The 16,743-nt window shown below is 65.1% G+C and carries 20 protein-coding genes; 10 read left to right on the top strand and 10 right to left on the bottom strand.

The genetic code is table 11. From position 1 onward, the window contains the following. Positions 1-21: 21 nt before the first annotated feature. Entirely contained in the window at positions 22-2,271 is a 2,250-nt protein-coding gene (locus FHS03_RS05805) for a TonB-dependent receptor plug domain-containing protein (protein ID WP_183440095.1), read from the bottom strand. A gap of 154 nt (positions 2,272-2,425) precedes the next feature. On the opposite strand from FHS03_RS05805, the gene asd reads away from it, so the two are divergent. Both asd and FHS03_RS05815 read left to right on the top strand, forming a co-directional pair. Further along, positions 2,426-3,271, top strand: coding sequence for an archaetidylserine decarboxylase (gene asd / locus FHS03_RS05810; RefSeq protein WP_183440096.1), 846 nt, complete (start codon positions 2,426-2,428; stop codon positions 3,269-3,271). A gap of 73 nt (positions 3,272-3,344) precedes the next feature. Then, positions 3,345-3,665 carry a hypothetical protein gene (locus FHS03_RS05815; protein ID WP_183440097.1) on the top strand — a complete coding sequence of 107 codons (321 nt, stop codon included), beginning with the start codon at positions 3,345-3,347 and terminating at the stop codon, positions 3,663-3,665. 7 nt (positions 3,666-3,672) lie between these two features. Here FHS03_RS05815 and FHS03_RS05820 read toward each other — a convergent pair whose 3' ends face one another. Continuing rightward, positions 3,673-4,581 carry a LysR family transcriptional regulator gene (locus tag FHS03_RS05820; protein WP_183440098.1) on the bottom strand — a complete coding sequence of 303 codons (909 nt, stop codon included), beginning with the start codon at positions 4,579-4,581 and terminating at the stop codon, positions 3,673-3,675. Between the two features lie 141 nt (positions 4,582-4,722). On the opposite strand from FHS03_RS05820, the gene FHS03_RS05825 reads away from it, so the two are divergent. The 3 genes from FHS03_RS05825 to FHS03_RS05835 all read left to right on the top strand — a co-directional run bounded on the left by FHS03_RS05825 (position 4,723) and on the right by FHS03_RS05835 (position 6,894). Next, on the top strand, positions 4,723-5,322 hold the full coding sequence (locus tag FHS03_RS05825) for an FMN-dependent NADH-azoreductase (protein ID WP_183440099.1): 600 nt from the start codon (positions 4,723-4,725) through the stop codon (positions 5,320-5,322). A 28-nt stretch (positions 5,323-5,350) separates the two neighbouring features. Then, entirely contained in the window at positions 5,351-6,259 is a 909-nt protein-coding gene (locus tag FHS03_RS05830) for a pirin family protein (protein ID WP_183440100.1), read from the top strand. Positions 6,260-6,426: 167 nt separating this feature from the next. Next, positions 6,427-6,894 (top strand): hypothetical protein, encoded by a 468-nt coding sequence (locus FHS03_RS05835; protein WP_183440101.1) that lies wholly within the window; start codon positions 6,427-6,429, stop codon positions 6,892-6,894. Here FHS03_RS05835 and FHS03_RS28370 read toward each other — a convergent pair. The 5 genes from FHS03_RS28370 to FHS03_RS05855 all read right to left on the bottom strand — a co-directional run bounded on the left by FHS03_RS28370 (position 6,891) and on the right by FHS03_RS05855 (position 10,510). Then, positions 6,891-7,019: a hypothetical protein gene (locus FHS03_RS28370; protein WP_260108775.1), complete on the bottom strand. Its 129-nt coding sequence runs from the start codon at positions 7,017-7,019 to the stop codon at positions 6,891-6,893. The two genes, FHS03_RS05835 and FHS03_RS28370, sit on opposite strands and share 4 nt — an antisense overlap. Continuing rightward, the gene (locus FHS03_RS05840) at positions 7,019-7,426 is read right to left on the bottom strand and encodes a DUF1444 domain-containing protein (protein WP_183440102.1); all 408 of its coding nucleotides are present in this window, start codon (positions 7,424-7,426) and stop codon (positions 7,019-7,021) included. Before FHS03_RS05840 ends, FHS03_RS28370 begins: the two co-directional genes overlap by 1 nt. After that, positions 7,383-7,604 (bottom strand): hypothetical protein, encoded by a 222-nt coding sequence (locus FHS03_RS05845; RefSeq protein WP_183440103.1) that lies wholly within the window; start codon positions 7,602-7,604, stop codon positions 7,383-7,385. Before FHS03_RS05845 ends, FHS03_RS05840 begins: the two co-directional genes overlap by 44 nt. Before the next feature lie 109 nt (positions 7,605-7,713). Further along, positions 7,714-9,207, bottom strand: a complete 1,494-nt coding sequence (locus FHS03_RS05850) for a TonB family protein (protein WP_183440104.1) — start codon at positions 9,205-9,207, stop codon at positions 7,714-7,716. Between the two features lie 157 nt (positions 9,208-9,364). Continuing rightward, a complete protein-coding gene (locus FHS03_RS05855) occupies positions 9,365-10,510 on the bottom strand; it encodes an acyltransferase family protein (protein WP_183440105.1) in 1,146 nt (381 codons plus the stop codon). 81 nt (positions 10,511-10,591) lie between these two features. On the opposite strand from FHS03_RS05855, the gene FHS03_RS05860 reads away from it, so the two are divergent. Together FHS03_RS05860 and FHS03_RS05865 are read left to right on the top strand one after the other, a co-directional pair. Then, positions 10,592-11,551, top strand: a complete 960-nt coding sequence (locus tag FHS03_RS05860; protein ID WP_183440106.1) for a succinylglutamate desuccinylase/aspartoacylase family protein — start codon at positions 10,592-10,594, stop codon at positions 11,549-11,551. 80 nt (positions 11,552-11,631) lie between these two features. Further along, complete coding sequence (locus FHS03_RS05865; protein WP_183440107.1) at positions 11,632-12,411, top strand: substrate-binding periplasmic protein; 780 nt, start codon at positions 11,632-11,634, stop codon at positions 12,409-12,411. Positions 12,412-12,478: 67 nt separating this feature from the next. On the opposite strand, the gene FHS03_RS05870 is transcribed toward FHS03_RS05865, so the two are convergent. Next, positions 12,479-12,892 carry a helix-turn-helix domain-containing protein gene (locus FHS03_RS05870; RefSeq protein ID WP_183440108.1) on the bottom strand — a complete coding sequence of 138 codons (414 nt, stop codon included), beginning with the start codon at positions 12,890-12,892 and terminating at the stop codon, positions 12,479-12,481. Positions 12,893-12,951: 59 nt separating this feature from the next. Here FHS03_RS05870 and FHS03_RS05875 point away from each other — a divergent pair, with 59 nt between their 5' ends. After that, positions 12,952-13,803, top strand: coding sequence for a class I SAM-dependent methyltransferase (locus FHS03_RS05875; RefSeq protein ID WP_183440109.1), 852 nt, complete (start codon positions 12,952-12,954; stop codon positions 13,801-13,803). 26 nt (positions 13,804-13,829) lie between these two features. Here FHS03_RS05875 and sugE read toward each other — a convergent pair whose 3' ends face one another. After that, positions 13,830-14,150, bottom strand: coding sequence for a quaternary ammonium compound efflux SMR transporter SugE (gene sugE / locus FHS03_RS05880; protein WP_183440110.1), 321 nt, complete (start codon positions 14,148-14,150; stop codon positions 13,830-13,832). Between the two features lie 207 nt (positions 14,151-14,357). Here sugE and FHS03_RS05885 point away from each other — a divergent pair, with 207 nt between their 5' ends. Both FHS03_RS05885 and FHS03_RS05890 read left to right on the top strand, forming a co-directional pair. Further along, positions 14,358-14,654 carry an ArsR/SmtB family transcription factor gene (locus FHS03_RS05885; RefSeq protein WP_183440111.1) on the top strand — a complete coding sequence of 99 codons (297 nt, stop codon included), beginning with the start codon at positions 14,358-14,360 and terminating at the stop codon, positions 14,652-14,654. 27 nt (positions 14,655-14,681) lie between these two features. Continuing rightward, complete coding sequence (locus FHS03_RS05890) at positions 14,682-15,737, top strand: alkene reductase (RefSeq protein WP_183440112.1); 1,056 nt, start codon at positions 14,682-14,684, stop codon at positions 15,735-15,737. Positions 15,738-15,765: 28 nt separating this feature from the next. Here the strand turns inward: FHS03_RS05890 and FHS03_RS05895 are convergent, their stop codons facing one another. Beyond that, the gene (locus tag FHS03_RS05895; RefSeq protein WP_183440113.1) at positions 15,766-16,725 is read right to left on the bottom strand and encodes an MBL fold metallo-hydrolase; all 960 of its coding nucleotides are present in this window, start codon (positions 16,723-16,725) and stop codon (positions 15,766-15,768) included. Between the last annotated feature and the right edge of the window lie 18 nt (positions 16,726-16,743).

Consider the following 16,743-nt stretch of genomic DNA (forward strand, 5'->3'; position numbering starts at 1 on the left):
CGCGCCGCGCGCCGGTCCGCCTTAGAACTTCATTTCCAGGGTCAGGCGTACCGCCGCGCTGCCCGCCATGACGCTGCTCTGGCGCATGACGCCATTCTGGTCGCTGAAGCTGCTTTCGCTGCGATAATCCTGGTCCAGGATATTCGACAGCGCCAGGCGCAGCTGCTGCTTGGGATCGAACTTCCACAGCGCGTACACATCCAGTTCGCGGCGCGCCGTCTGGTAGGAACTCTGGGTTTCGGTGATACGCACCGGGCCGCCGGCGCGGAAGCTGAAGCTGCCGCCCGTGCTGAACTTGCCGTCCTGGGTCTTATAGTCCATGCCCAGCGTGGCCGACAGCGGCACCTGCTGGTCGAGGCGGTTGTGCGGCCCCGGCACGGCCTTCACGCGCGACCAGTTGCGGCTGACGCTGGCGCGCAGGTCGAGCTGGGGCGCGTCCTTCATCACGGCCTTGAGCGGGAACTTCGCTTCCAGCTCAAGGTTGCGCACGATGGCGCTGCCGTCGTTGACCGGCATCGACACCCAGCGCTCGCCTTCCAGCACCAGTCCCTGGCGCGTATAGCCATTGATACGGCGTACCGAGGCGGCGGCGCTGAGCAGCGCGCTCTCGGCCCAGTAATGCTCGAAGGAGAGGTCAAGACCGGTCGCCAGTTCCGGCTTCAGGTTCGGGTTGCCGTGATAGTCGGGCGAGGTCTGCTTATTATCGGTCGAAGTGAAGCGGCGCGGCGACAGCATGGACGTCGGCGGCGCCTTGTAGGTGCGGGTCAAGGCGAAGCGCAACTGGTCCTGGCTATTCGGCAGCTTCCACAAGGTTTGCAGCAGCGGGCTGAAGACGCTGGTGCGCGATTTCACGTCATCGATGCCGCTGCCGCTGACGCTGGTCTGCACGCCTTCCCAGCGCAAGCCCACATACACCGACCATTGCGGCGTGATATTCCACTCGTCCTGGGCGAAGGCGGCCAGGCGCGTGACTTCGGCGCGGAAGCCTTCCTCGCAATTGATCGGTGCCGGCACCGGGATGCTGCTATCCGCCGGACGCAGCGGCCGCAGATCGGCGTCGCGCTGGTGGCGCTCATCGTTGCGGCGGCTGATGCCGCCATCCCAGCCCATGGACAAGGCGTGGCCGGGAATCAGCGGCGTGGAATACTTGCCGGTACTGCTGAAGCCATGCTCGCGCGATTCGCGTTCCACCCGGCGCGCCAGCTGCTGCACCGGGCCGTTCGAACCATACTGGATCAGCGTGCTTTCATTCCGATTACCGTTATACCCCAGCTTGGTATCCAGCTTGGCGCCCTCGGCCAGCTTGTGCACCCAGTTCAGGTCGCTGCGCAGGAAGGCGTTGCGGCCGTCGGAGCGGAGGAACATGCGCGGCGACAGGCTGCTGCGGCCGATTTTCGCGCGCTCGTCGGCATCGCCGGTGTTGCGGAAGCGGTTGGCGCTGATGAAGCTCTGCCAGGTCACGGTGTCGCCATTGGCCAGCGTCCAGTTCAGGCGCGGACCGAGGTTGATGCTGTCCGAGCGGCCGATATCGAGCTGATTGCCATGCACCTCGCGGGTCACTGTGCCGTCGGGTGCGGTATCGAGCGCGTCCGAAGGCGACTGGCGGTGGTAGTTATAGCGGCCCATATTGCCGTTCAGGGAATAGGAGAAATTGCCGTCGCGGTCGGACATGGTCAGGTTCAGCCAGGGCGAGGAAAAATCTTCTCCCTTGCCCTGGCTGAACTTGAATTCGCGCGCGGCCGTCTTGACCGCCTTCTTCAGCACGATATTGATGGTGCCGGCAATCGACTGGGTACTGTACTCGGCGCTGGCCGCGCGCAAGATTTCGATGCGCTCGATCGAGTCCGGCGTCAGCGAATCGATGGAAAAGCCGGCCGGCGCCTTCTCGCCGTTCAGCAGGATCTGGGTATAGCCATTGCCCAGGCCGCGCATGCGGATATCGGCCCCGCCGCGTCCACCGCCGCCGACCGTGATGCCGGGCAGGCGCTTCAGCACATCGTTGATCGAGGTGTCGCCATAGCGCAGGATTTCCTCATTGCTGACGATGATCTTGCTGGCCGTATCGTCGCGGCGCGGGTCGTAGGCCGCGGCCGAACCCTTGATCTCGACCTGCTGGATCTTCTTGCCCTCAGCCGCCCGGGCTGGTTCTTGCTTGGCCTCCTGCTTCGGCTCTTCCGCGGCGGATAGGGGCTTCTCCTCGGCATAAGCGTGGCAAGCGGCTAAAATGGCGGCGGACAGCGTAAGGCGGACAGGCAAGCGATGGCGGAGCATGTTGGCTTTTGCAAAATTATTAAAAGAGCGCTATTGTCCATCAAATTCCACAGAATTTGGTTTAGCTTTAAAGAAATATTTCTCATCGATTTGACGCCTTTGGCGCCGATCACGCCGCTATAATGCGGCATCGTAAACAAGGAAGACTTGCACCGTGTCCGACCGACTTGCCGTATTGCCGCAATATCTGCTGCCCAAGACCGCCCTCACCAACTTCGCCGGCCGCGTGGCGGGCGCCAAGGGCGGCGCCATGACCACCCGCCTGATCCGCTGGTTCGTGGGCAAATACGATGTGAATATGGCCGAGGCGGCCAATCCGGATATCGCCAGCTACCACAGCTTCAACGATTTCTTCACGCGCGCGCTGAAGCCGGGCGCGCGTCCGCTGGCCGAGGCCGACCTGGTGTGCCCGGTCGATGGCCGCATCAGCCAGTTCGGCGCCATCGAGGATGACCAGATCTTCCAGGCCAAGGGCCATCAATTCAGCACCACGGCCCTGGTCGGCGGCGACCGCGCGCTGGCGGCCCACTTCCAGCACGGCAGCTTCGCCAACCTCTACCTGAGCCCGCGCGACTACCACCGCATCCACATGCCTTGCGACGGCAAGCTGACGCGCATGATCTATGTGCCGGGCGAGCTGTTCTCGGTGAACCCGACCACGGCGCGCGGCATTCCCGGCCTGTTCGCCCGCAACGAGCGCGTGGTGTGCGTATTCGAGACGGCCTTCGGCCCCTTCGTCATGACCCTGGTCGGCGCCACCATCGTGGGCAGTATGGCCACCGTCTGGCATGGCGTGGTCAATCCGCCGCGCCAGCCCGATGTCTGCGAGTGGACTTATGCCGACCAGCATATCGTGCTGAAAAAAGGCGAGGAACTGGGCCGCTTCCTGCTCGGCTCGACCGTGGTGATGCTGTTCCCGAAAGACACCCTGCATTTCAACGCGCAATGGCAGCCGGCCGGTCCGGTGCGCCTGGGCGAGTGCATGGCAAACCTGAAGTAAGCGCACTCTTGTGCGATATCAGCGGCCGGCCCGGAGGCTTTCGCCTAAACTGGGAAATACCCCGGAGGCCGATATGACGATTTCTGATAAAGAGTATTTCGACGCACGATCTGAGACCGTAGACACCAAGTTGCTTGCCATCGATGCAAAGTTCGACGCCAAGTTCGATCAGCAGCGCGCGGAATTGCACGCCCTGATCGCGCAAACAATCAAATGGGTGGCGGCGGTCTCGGCCTCAGGCCTGGTGATTTTCACCACCGTGATCGCCTTTCTGTTCAATGTCACCACGCCGAAAGCGGCACTGCCGGCCGCTGCGGCGCTGCCCGCCCCCACGCCGGTCGTGATCGTGGTGCCGGGCAGTGGCGGCGAAGCGGTCAAGGTATTGCCGCGCTAAGCCGGCCTCAGGTCGGAATCATTTCGCCACGGTAGTGGCACTCCAGCATATCGAGAAACGCCCGGGTCTTGGCCGGCATCAGGCGCCGGCCCGGGAACACCGCCCAGCCCGTCACGGAAGGAAAGGCCCATTCGGGCAGCACACGCACCAGCTCGCCCGTCTTCACCAATTGCGCGGCAAAGCGGTCGGTGCAGGTGGCGATGCCCAGACCGGCGCTGGCCAGCTTGGTCAGCAGCTCGGGCGAATTGCCCGTCATGCGCGTCGGCACGTCGCGCTCCCAGCTGGTTTTACCGCGCAGCAGCGTCCAGTGCGCCAAGCCGTTGTGGGCGCGCGGCAGACTCAACAGCGAATGGCGGAACAACTCGTCCGGGTGCTCGGGCAGGCCGTGCACCGCCGTGTACGAGGGCGCCGCGTATAAACCCCAGGTGCTGAGCACCACCGGCCGCGCCGCCAAAGTCGCATCGTCGGGCAGCGTGCCCATGCGCAGGGCCAGATCGAAGCCCTCGGCCACCAGATCCACGCGGCGCGGCGACAAGTCGAATTCCAGCGAGATGCCGGGATAGCGCGCCATGAAACCGGGCAGCATATCGCTCATATGCACATTGGCGAAATCGGCCGGCATCGATACCCGCAGCAAGCCGCTGGGCGCCTGCTGGCGGTGCTGCGCCAGCGCACCGGCCGCCTCCGTCTCCTCCACCACCTTGCGCGCATGCTCCAGCAGGCTGGCGCCAAACTCGGTCAGCACCAGGCGCCGCGTGGTGCGCTGCAACAGGCGCTCGCCGAGCCGGGCTTCCAGCTGCGACAGGCGGCGCGATACCGTCGACTTCGGCAATTGCACGCGCTGCGCCGCCTCGCTGAAGCTGCCGCACTCGACGATGCGGGCAAAGAGCAGCAAGTCGCTCGGGTCCAGATCCATTCAATTCTCCTGCTTAAAGATCGATTGTTCCATCAGCGGATCAATGTTATCCATTTTACCGGCTTTTTCTTCGATTTTGGAATTGTTAAAGTTCACCCATCGCAGCAAACGCTGCAAAACCAAAACGAAAAGGAGCAACAAATGAACATCCTGCAAATCAACTCCAGCGCCCGCAGCACCGGTTCCGAATCCACCCGCGTGGCCGACGCCATCGTCGCCCGCCTGCGCGCCAGCAATCCCGATGCCAGCCTGAGCCGCCGCGACCTGGCCGCCCAACCCCATCCGGTACTGGACGAAACCACGCTGCAGGCGCTGTTCACCCCGGCCGACCAGCGCAACGCCGCACAAGCCGCCCGCGTCGCCCTGGACGACGCCCTGATCGCCCAGGCGCAAGCGGCCGACGTGATCGTGATCGGCGCCCCGATGTACAACTTCGGCATCACCGTGCAACTGAAAAGCTGGTTCGACGCGCTGGCCCGCGCCGGCGTCACCTTCAAATACACGGAAAACGGCCCGGTCGGCCTGCTGAAAGGCAAAAAAGTGTATGTGGCGATTTCGCGCGGCGGCTTCCACAAAGACGGCCCGACCGACGCCCAACTGCCGCAGCTGAAAGCCTTCTTCAGCTTCGTCGGCCTCGACGATGTGCAATTCGTCTTCGCCGAAGGCATGGGCATGGGCCCGGATTCGGTGGCCCGCGCCCGCGCCTCGGCCGACGAACAAGTGAACGCAGTCCTGGTTTAATCAAGCAGTCCCGCAAAAGGAGAATGATATGGAAACCACGATCAACACCGTTGCCGGCGAGCGCGTGCAGCAGGCGCGCAGCGTGGAGCGCATCGTCCACGGCCAGGCCGTGATGGATGGCGCCGGCGTCAAGATCAACCGCGTGCTGACCCAGGCACTGCAGCGCCGCCTCGATCCCTTCCTGATGCTGGACAATTTCGGTTCGGACCAAGCCAACGACTACATCGCCGGCTTCCCGTCCCACCCGCACCGCGGCTTCGAAACCGTGACCTATATGCTCAGCGGGCGCATGCGCCACCGCGACAGCGCCGGCAACGAAGGCCTGCTCAGCAACGGCGGCGTGCAATGGATGACGGCCGGGCGCGGCGTGATCCACTCCGAAATGCCGGAACAGGAAGAAGGCTTGATGGAAGGCTTCCAGCTGTGGCTCAACCTGCCGGCCAAGGACAAGATGCGCGCCCCCTGGTACCAGGACTTCGCCGCCGCCGACATCCCGCGGCTGCGCACGGAAACCGGCGCCAGCGTGCGCGTGATCGCCGGCAGCAGCCACGGCACAGCCGGCGCGGTGCAGCGCGAAGGCACGGAACCGCTGTATCTGGACGTGGAACTGCCGGCCGGCGCCAGCTTCAGCCAGCAGATCCCGGCCGGGCACAACGCCTTCCTCTACGTCTACCGCGGCAGCGTCAGCCTCGGCGGCAAGGCCGTGGCGCGCGGCGCGATGGCCATCTTCGCCAACGCCGCCGACGCCGACGGCGTGACGGTCGAGGCCAGCGAAGACGCCCGCTTCATCCTGATCGCCGGCCGCCCGCTGAACGAGCCGATCGCCCAGTACGGCCCCTTCGTGATGAACACGCAGGCCGAGATCTTCCAAGCCGTCGCCGACTTCCGCGCCGGCCTGATCGGCGAAGCGGCCCCGGCCAGCCCCACCGCCGTTTGATCTGCCGCAAACAATGTCCAACCCTGGTGTCAGGCACTGGGGTCGGACATTTGCTGATCTAAATCAAAGAATGTCCTACCTTGGTGCCTGACACCAGGGTGGGACATTGTTTGATTTGGCGCAAAGAGCTGGCGGTGGAGGGCTGCGGGCTCGGCTACAATGCGGGGATGCCTATTCCTTTTTCTGATCTATTTGCGCGTTTGAGCCGGGCGCTGGGGTTTGAGACGGCGGAGAGTTTTCCGCCCGGCCATCCGCATGCGCGCACGCGCTGGAACGGCGCGTATTTCGATATCGCCTCGGATGTGAAGCCGGATGAGATCGAGCGCCGCATCTGCGCGGCGATCGCGAATACGCCGCTGGTGTTTGCGCATATCGTGAATCCGACGCCGGCCATGCAGCGCGCGCTGTTCGGCGTGATCGAGCAGCGTCTGCGCCACCGCCACGAGCGCGAGGCGGCGCAGTGCGCGGCGCTGCTGATCGCCGCTTACCGCAGCCCGGATGTGCCGGAGGCCATGCCCGGCCTGCGCCAGTTGATCGACGGCACCAGCGAGGCCGAGGCGCCAGCCCGCATCCGCGCCGTGCTGTCTTTCCTGAGCGACGTGCAGTCGCCTTTCGATGTCATCGATATGCCTTAAGCCGGCATTTCCGGCTGCTCCATGGCGGCGGCCAGCGCGGACTCGGACAAAAACCCGCTGACGCGCATGCGCGGCGGATAGCCCGCCCCCTCTTCCGGCCGCGCCCTCTCCCCTGCCGCTTCCATCACCTGCCGCCAGCGCTGCCAACGCACCCGGCCCGTATCGATCTCCGGCGACCATCCAGGTAGCGGTACATGGCTGCCGACAAAGGCCGCCCGCTTCCTGCGTCCATCTCCGTTCGCGCCAGCGCGATCATGGCCAGCTGCACGGCGGGCGCGTGCAGGGGCGCCAGCAAATACAGGCCGCGTTCCGGCGCCATGACGACCTGCTCAAGGCCGTCGCCGGCGCGGTAGGCCATATCCGGCAGCAGGATGCGCGAACTGTCGTAGGCGTCGCCCCAAGCGCCGGCGATCACGCCATTATCCAGCCGCGAAAACCTGTCCGGGCTGCGCTCGCGCAGATTGTCCAGCGCCACGGCCAACGCCTGCTCAAAGGATACGCCCCAGTCTTGCAAGACCTTCTCGCCGATCATGCTGATCGAATGCTCGCTGTCCGCTGCCGATGACGATGACGATGCGGAAGTTGTCGGCGTCATAGCGCATCGCATCGCTGACGCCCTGCTCCCGAATCCAGGCCATCAGCATTTGGGCAAAGTCGGCCTGGCTGTCGCCGGGATGTTTTTTACGCCGGGAAAAATCGAGCAGTCCCATGGCGGATCAGGGCCGCCACAAAAAACGATTCAGCTGCATACCACCTCCACGCTCTTGAAGATGGCACACAGCATAGCAATAAACCGCGGCAGCCGGCAGCTGCTTCTTTTCAGATGCAGGCGCCGTAGCGGCCGCTGGCCACCGCCGGCACCTGTTCCAGCCAGCGTTGTTCCGGTTGCGGTGGACGCGGTTGCGGCACCTCGGGCAGCTGGTAGCTGCGGATATGGCGTTCGACAATGGGCAATTCGCCCACCTCGCTCAGACGGCTGTAATCGCCCAGCGCCGCAATCGCGTCCTGCTCGCCGCGGTTCTCGGTGTACTGGGCCAGCGCCAGCATGCGCAGGCTGTCGACATTTTGCAGCACCCCGCCCGGCGTATGGGGCTTGACCGCCTGCACCGGGCCACCCGCGATGCCGCGTCCATCCTCGCCGGGAAGGCGCGGGGCGCTGCGCGTCAGGGAGCTGGTTTGACCCACTGCACGGCTGTACCAGGCGGCGGCCTGGGCGAAGTCCCGCGTCACGCCATGGCCGGTTTCGTAGCAGTAGGCGAGGCTGATCTGGCCGGCCAGATCGCCCTGCTCCGCCGCGCGCCGGTACCAGTAGACGGCCAACTCGCGGTCTGCCTCGCTTTGCACATACTCCATCAGCATATCGCCCAGGCGCACCTGGGCGCGCGTGAAGCCTTGGGCGGCGGCGCGTTCGAGCCAGTGGCGCGCCTGCTTGCGGTCGGCCGCCACGCCCAGACCGCGCTCATAGGCGACCGACAGGTTTTGCTGGGCCCAGGCATTGCCTTGGGTGGCGGCCTTGCGATACCACTCGACGGCGACAGCCGGATTCTGTTCCAGGCCTTGTCCGCGCCAATACATATAACCCAGATTATTCTGCGCCACGTCATAACCCTGCAGGGCCGCCAACAGATACATGCGGGCCGCTTCGTCGAAGTCCTTGGGCACGCCGTCGCCGCGCTGGTACATCAAGCCCAGGGCGTTCTGCGCCTGGGCGTTGCCATCGTCGGCCGCCGCCTGATACCAGCGCAAGGCTTCCACCTTATCCTTGGGCAGCAACACGCCGTTGAAGTAGCAGTTGCCCAGCCAAAGCTGGGCTTCGGCGCTGCCGCTTTGCGCCGCCTGGCGATACCAGCGCAGCGCGTCGTCGGGATTGGGCGCCACGCCGCGCCCCTGCTCCAGCAGGCGCGCCAGCAGCAGTTGTTCGGCGGCGCCGCCCTTCTCGGCCGCGGCGCGCGCCTGCAGATATTCGCGCACCAGCGACGGATCGGACACCAGATCGGTCGGCGTATGCACGTAGCGGAATTGCAGCCAGGCGGCGACGGGCTTGCCATCCACCGCGGCGGGCTGGAAACGGCAGGCGCGGCCAGCGGCCAGCGCGGCCTGATCGAAAGCGGTCGAGCCGCTCGATTGCAGCAGGCGGGCGGCCAGCAGCTTGCCGTCCACGCCAACTTGGTATGCCAGGGTCGCCGCCGTCTGCATTTCGACGTCGCCCACGAGCTGGGGCCACTCCGGCTTGAAGCAGTGTGCGAAATCGATGATGGCGGGGGTAGCCGCGCTGGCGGCGGGGGGCTGCTGGGCTGAGACGGAAGCCGCCATGACACAGAGAACTGGCAAAAGCGAAAGCTTGTTCTTCATGAGAGTAAGCCTGATAAACAGTCGGGGTAAAACCGTTTTTTTGCACCATGAACGCCAATGCAATCCTCCACTATAGTCCATGGCAGCTTTGAAAACTTACACGGATTATCACTATGTGTCAGACTTGCCACTCGGCGGCAGGCGCCGGACGCGCCGCGCGCGCGCCGGCTTCGTTGCTGGGCACATAGCGCTCGCGCAGTTTCATGAAGGGCGTCTCGACCAGCAGGTACAGCAGCCAGCCCGCCAGGCCGCTGGCAAGCAGCATGATAGCGATGCCGCCCGCCGACTCCGGCCCCATTCCGTGCTTGAGCAGCTCGGGCTTGAGCAGGATGCAGAGCTGCTTATGCGTGAGGTAGATGGCGTAGGACCAGATGGCGATGGCCGAGGCGCCCGGCACGCGCAGGCGGCACAGCCAGGAGGCCGGACTCAGGGCCGACAGCAACAGCAAGGAGAAGCCCAGTCCCAGCAGCGGATAGCCGGCCACGGTGATGGCCTGGCCGTAGTGGTCGTCATGGAACTGGTTTAGCGCCAGCACGGTAATGAGCAGGCCCGCCGCCAGCGTCCAGTTGCCGTACGCCGTGCAGCGCTCCCACAGCGGCCGGTGGAAATTCTTCAGCAGCGCCAGCGCCACGCCCGCCACCAATTCGTCGAAACGGCACAGGGTCGAGTAGTAGATACTGGTATAGAAGGCGGCGCTGCCGTCGGGCGGCGGCTGCACCTGCTGCCACAGCCAGCCGCGTATCAGCATGCCGGCCGCGAAGCTGGCGAAAATGGCGATCCAGGCCCAGGCCAGCGAACGGCGCCAGCCGGCGATCAGCAGCGCCAGCGCCGGCAGCAGCATATAGAACTGCTCTTCCACGCACAGCGACCAGGCATGGGAAAACAGGGTGCCGGGAATCAGCTGGAAATTCAGGGTGAAGCTGAAGTACTTCCACCACGGCGCCGGCTGCGCGGCGCCGGCGAAATACGGCCAGAAGGCATACAGCGCCAGCACCACATAGTAATTGGGCAAGGTGCGCAGCAGGCGACGCGCATAGAAATGCTTGAGCGAGAAGCCGCCGCGGCGCAGACTGCCGAAAATCTGGTTGCCGATCAGGTAGCCCGACAGCGCGAAGAACAGGTCAACCCCGGCCCAGCCTATCTCGCTGAAAAAGCCGAAGGTGGGTTTGTGGCTGACGAAGATCATGTAATGGTTCATGAACACCAGCACGATGGCGAGCGCGCGCAGGGTGTCCAGACCGTGGAGGCGGGAGCTTGGCTTCATCCCGGCATTTTACCCGCCGCGCCGGCCGCGCCGGGAATCCCGCTAGAATAGCTGCCACTTGCATAATCTTGAGGAACCGGCATGACTTCGGCAGACACGCTGCAATTCAAATCCATCAACTACACCGGCCAAGGCCCGGGGCCGCGCCTGATCGTCACCGGCGCCGTGCATGGCAACGAGGTGTGCGGCACCCAGGCCATCCTGCGCGTGCTGCGGGAACTCGACGAAGGCAGCCTGCGCATCCGCAACGGCAGCGTGACCTTTGTCCCCATCGTCAATCCGCTTGCCTACGCCAAGGGCCAGCGCGCGGGCGAGCGCAATCTGAACCGCAACCTCTTCCCCAAGGAGCCGCCGCAGGATTTTGAAGACCGCATCGGCAACTGGCTCTGTCCCCTGCTGGCCAGCCACGACGTGCTGCTCGACCTGCACTCCTTCAATGCCGCCAGCCAGCCCTTTGTGATGGTCGGGCCGCGCAATAACGATGGGCCGCTGGAACCATTCCGCCACGAGGAAAAGGAGCGCGCGCTGGCGCGCCGTCTGGGCGTCACACGCTTCGTCGACGGCTGGCTGCGCACCTACGGCGCGGGCGTACAGCGCCGCCTGCGCGGCAGCAGCGAACTGGCAACCGTGCTGCGCTACGGCATGGGCACCACCGAATACATGCGCAGCAGCGGCGGCTATGCGCTCACGCTCGAATGCGGCCAGCACGCCGATCCGCAAGCGCCGCAGGTCGCCTACCGCGCCATCCTGAACACGCTCGCCTTCCTCGGCTTGATCGAAGCGACGGCGCCGCAGCCGGTCGATCCGGCCGTGGTGGAAGCGCTCAGCATGGCCGAGGTGTACGACAAGCTGCATGCGGACGACCGCTTCAGCCGCAGTTGGTCCAGCTTCGACCGCGTGGCCCGGGGCGAAGAGATCGGCCGCCGCGCCGACGGCACGCCGGTGCTGGCCGAGTACGACGCCCTCATCCTCTTCCCCGACAGCGGCGCCGCCGCCAACAGCGAATGGTATTACCTGGCCAAGGTGAACCAAGGCTTTTGAATCGAAAGTATGTGGTTTGTACGCACACAAGCTGGCCGCGGGTATTAGGTAAGAATAAAATCTCCTTACAAGGAGACAACATGAAAACGCCGCTGCTCATCTCGTGCGCCGCTGCCGTCCTGGGCGGCCCGCTCCCTGCCGCGGCCGAGCCGGAACCGCAATACACCTTGCGCATCCTGGCGCAGGAAAGCGTACCGCCCAAATGGCTGCCGCGCGAAGGCGGCGTGCCGGCCGGAGTCTGCCCCGACATCCTGGCCGCCATCGAAAAAATCCAGCCGCGCCTGCGCTTCACGGGCATGGAGGACGCGCGCTCCGTGCCGGTGATCGAGCGGGGCCTGGAAAATGGCGGCGTGGGCGCCGCCTGCGCCCTGCTCGACACGCCGCGCCGGCGCCAGATCGCCAGCGTGGCCGGCAAGTCCCTGTACACCGTGCGCCACCGGCTGGCCTCCGCCGCCAATGACAAGGTCAATATCGAAACGCTGGAAGAGCTGGTGCGCCTGCGGCCGCTGATCAACACGCCACGCGGCGCCGCCTACTCCGAGCAATTGCGCATTCTCGGCCTCGAAGTCGACGACAGCACCGGCGACAACCTGACCAATCTGCGCAAGGTCGTCGCCGGCCATGGCCGTTTCATCTATATGAACGAACTGACACTGGCCTGGCTGATCCGCGAGCACGGTCTGCAAAACAAGGTGCGCCTGCAGCCGAATATCCTGAAAGAAGAGCCGATCTACTTCTGGATCAGCAAAAAAGCCGATCCGATCGCCACGCGCCTGGCCGACCAGGCCTTGCACCGCCTGCACAGCAGCGGCGAGCTGGCACGCATCTACCAGCGCTGGTCCAGCCAGCGCCAGCCTTGAACCGGCGCTGCAGGTAATGGGCGATGCCGGTCAAGAACTGAAGCCGGTACTGCCAGGTGCGCGGTTTTCAGCGTTCCGGCCGGCCCAGCGCGCCTTTGGCGGCGGCATTCAAGATGCGCCGGAAGGTGGGGCATTCCAGATGGCTGGCAGCGCGGCAGGCGGCGGCGTGGCGCAGGCCGTCGCGCATGGCGCTCAGCTTGCGGATGGTGCGCTCCAGCTCATCGGCCTTGGTCAGCAGCAGGGCGCGGTCCATTTGCAGGCTGCCGTCGCCGGCGAACATGTGCCCGATCTCGGCCAGCGTGAAGCCGGCGCTACGCCCGAGGGCGATCAGGGCCAGGCGCTCCAGCACCGAGGCGTCGAACAGGCGGCGCAAGCCGCGCCGGCCGGCGGCGGCGATCAGGCCTTTCTCTTCATAGTAGCGCAGCGCCGACGGCGCCAGGCCGGCGCGCCGCGCCACTTCGGCTATATCCAGTTTTTTCATGCTTGACTTCAAGTGAGCTTGAAGTTGCAGAATATCAGAATCAAGCCAAGGAGACTCTTATGACGCAGATTCATCAAGCAAACCAGGACCAGGTGCAGTTGTGGAACGGCCATACCGGCCACGCCTGGGTCGACATGCAGGGAGTGCTGGACCAGCTGTTCACGCCCATGGAGCGGCGGCTGATGCAAGAGGCGGCGGCACTGCGTCCCAGCACGGTGCTCGACGTGGGCTGCGGCACCGGCGCCGTGACGCTGGCCCTGGCGCGCGGCCTGGGCGGCCAGGCGCAATGCACGGGCGCCGATATTTCCCAGCCCATGATCGAGGCGGCCCAGGCCCGCGCCGCGCGCGCAGAGACGCCGGCCAGCTTCGTGCTGGCCGATGCGCAGACCCATGATTTCGGCCAGGCCCGTTTCGATCTGATCGTCTCGCGCCTGGGCGTGATGTTCTTCGACGATCCAGTGCGCGCCTTTGGCAATCTGCGCCAGGCCGCCGTCAAGGGCGCGGCACTGCGCTTCATCGCCTGGCGCGGTCCCGAGGAAAATCCCTTCATGACGGCGGGCGAGCGCGCCGTGGCCCACCTGCTGCCGGCGCTGGCGCCGCGCCCGGCGGACAGGCCGGGCCAGTTCGGCCTGGCCAGCCGGGAGCGCATCATCAGCCTGCTCCAGCAAAGCGGCTGGCAGGACGTCGAGGTGGCGCCGCTGGACCTGGCCTGCGCCATTCCGGAGGCGGATCTGGTGCCGTATCTGAGCATGCTCGGTCCCGTCGGCCCGATCCTGCCCAATGAAAGCGAGGCGCGCCGCCGTGAAATCGTCGGTCTGATGCGGGCCGCCTGCGAACCCTATGTGCATGGCGGCGAGGTGCGCATCAACGCGGCCTGCTGGCTGGCCAGCGCCCGTAACCCGGGCGCATAAAGCCCTCCCCTATGCCGGCCGCGCCTTCAGTGCGTGGCCAGCAGCTTCAGGCCGGCGATGCCCAGCACGATCAGGGCGATGCAGCCGACGCGCGCCGCGCTGGCCGGCTCGTTCAAGACCATGATGCCGAAGATGACGGTGCCGACGGTGCCGATGCCGGTCCACACGGCATAGGCGGTGCCCAACGGCAGTTGGCGCAGCGCGAGGCCGAGCAGGCCGACGCTGGCGGCCATGGCGCCCACGGTGAGCACGGTCGGTACGGGTTTGGTGAATCCGGCGGTATACTTGAGGCCTACTGCCCAAGCGACTTCCAACAAGCCAGCCAGAAAAAGAATGAACCAGGACATGATGTCTCTCCCAAAGTCATGGCAGGGCCGTCCCTGCCTGGCTCCCTTGCTGCGGCGGGGTCGTCCCCGCGGGAGAAGCGCCAGCAGTATACCACCTCCGCTCCCGGCATGTTTTGGAACGGCTTTCAGCAACCCTTGAAATTATATCGTAGAATACCGATATGTTAATCGGAAGTATCCGATATTCGTATCGTTAAAAACCGAATTATGGACATCGACGCAATCCACAAAGCCCTGGCCAATCCGGTCCGGCGCCAGATCCTGGCCTGGTTGAAAGAGCCGCAGCAGTACTTCAGCGAGCAGCACCTTCCGCTCGACATGGGGGTCTGCGCCGGCCAGATCGACAAGCGCGCAGGCCTGTCGCAATCGACGGTATCGGCCCACCTGACCACCCTGCAAAACGCGGGACTGGTGACGGTGCAGCGCCTGGGCCAGTGGAACTTCTTCAAACGCGACGAGGCCACGATTCAGGCTTTTCTCGACCATATGAACAAGGGGCTGTAGCCGGCCCATACACTGCAAGGACACAATATGAGCACCCTCTTCGAGCCGTTTGCCGTAGGCGATCTGACCCTGAACAACCGCATCGTCATGGCGCCGCTGACCCGCTCGCGCGCCGTCGGCGCCGGCCGCGTGCCGAATGCGCTGATGGCCGAGTACTACGCCCAGCGCGCCAGCGCCGGCCTGATTCTGAGCGAGGCTACCTCCGTAACCGCGCAAGGCGTGGGCTATGAAAACACGCCGGGCATCTGGTCCGACGAGCAGGTCGAGGGCTGGAAACTGATCACCGACGCGGTGCATGCGAAAGGCGGCAAGATCTTCCTGCAGCTGTGGCATGTGGGCCGTATTTCCGATCCCAGCCTGCTGGACGGCCAGGCGCCGGTGGGGCCGAGCGCCATCGCGGCCAACGGCAATGTAAGCCTGCTGCGTCCCGTGCGCCCTTACGCGGTGCCGCGCGCGCTGGAAACCGAGGAAGTGCGCCAGGTCGTCGCCGCCTACCGCAAAGGCGCGGAAAACGCGAAGAAAGCCGGTTTCGACGGCGTGGAAGTGCACGGCGCGAACGGCTATCTGCCCGACCAGTTCCTGCAGGACAGCACCAATCTGCGCACCGACATCTACGGCGGCTCGCTGGAAAACCGCGCCCGCTTGATGCTGGAAGTGACCGATGCCTGCATCGAGGTCTTCGGCGCCGGCCGCGTCGGCATGCACCTGGCGCCGCGCCGCGATATTCACGATATGGGCGACTCCGATCCGGCCGCCACTTTCGGCTATGTGGCGCGCGAGCTGGGCAAGCGCAAGATCGCCTTTATCTGCGCGCGCGAAGCGGTGGGCGCGGACAGCCTGGGGCCATTGCTGAAGAAGGAATTCGGCGGTGTCTACATCGCCAATGAGAAGTTCGACCGCGCCGGCGCCGAGCAGCTGATCGCATCCGGCCACGCCGACGCCGTGGCATGGGGCAAGGACTTCATCGCCAATCCCGACCTGCCGCGCCGCCTGCAACTGGACGCGCCGCTCAACCCGCAGCGCCCGGAACTGTTCTACGCGCCGGTTGCCGAGGGCTATACGGACTACCCTGCCCTAGCCTGATTGCGCAGGCCAGGAACGCGCTTCCGCCTCAGCGCGGAATCGTGTAGTTCACCGGGATGAACTGATAGCCTTTGCCATTGCCGCGCAAATGGCCCACGCCCGGGAACGGCAGGTGGGCCGCGCCGATCAGGTAACCCTGTTTGGCGGCGGCGGCAAAAGCGGCTTTGCGCTCCGCGCGCGCGGCCTTGTTGTCGATGTCGAAGGCGATCACCACATCCGGCTCGGCAAATTGCACGGCCTGCACGTGCATCAGATCGCCGATCAGGACCAGCTTCTCGCCCTTGCTCTCAACCACATAGGTCGTATGGCCCGGCGTGTGGCCGAAGCTGGAGGTGGCTTTCACGCCTGGCGCCAGATCGGTATTGCCGTCGAACGGCTGCAGCTTGCCGGCATTCGCATACGGCGACAGCACCTTCATGGCGCCGGCGAAGAAGCCCTTCATATCGGCCGGCGCTTTTTCCATCTGCACCTTGCTCAGCCAGAAGTCGGCATCGCGCTTGTCCATGCGCACCACGGCGTTCGGGAAAGCCATCTGGTCGGCGCTCATCACGCCGCCCACATGGTCGCCGTGCAGGTGGGTGATGTAGATTTCATCGACCTGCTCCGGCTTGTAGCCGGACGCTTTCAGGTTCTCCAGCATCTTGCCCAGGTTCGGGCCAAACAGGCTGCCCGCGCCGGTATCCACCAGCACCAGCTTGCCGCCCGTGTTGATCAGGAAGCTGTTGAACGAGGTTTCCAGCGGCGAGCGCAGGAAGGATTTGGCCAGGGTTTTTTCGGTCTTGCCCGGCGTGTCCTTGAGCAGCTGGTGCACCGGCAAATCCGTCGTGCCGTCGCTCAGCACCGTCACCTCGAAATCGCCCAGCATCATCCGGTAGTAGCCGGGGGCCTGGGTCTTGACCATGGGCGCGGCGGCGAAGGTGGCGCAGGAGGCGAGCGCCAGGGCGCCCAGCACGGCGGCGCGGCTGGCGGAGAACTTGAAAGCGGTCATGGTTTTCCTTCTTATATG

Origin of the sequence: Pseudoduganella violacea (genome assembly GCF_014191875.1) — a bacterium.
GTDB lineage: Bacteria > Pseudomonadota > Gammaproteobacteria > Burkholderiales > Burkholderiaceae_D > Rugamonas > Rugamonas violacea_A.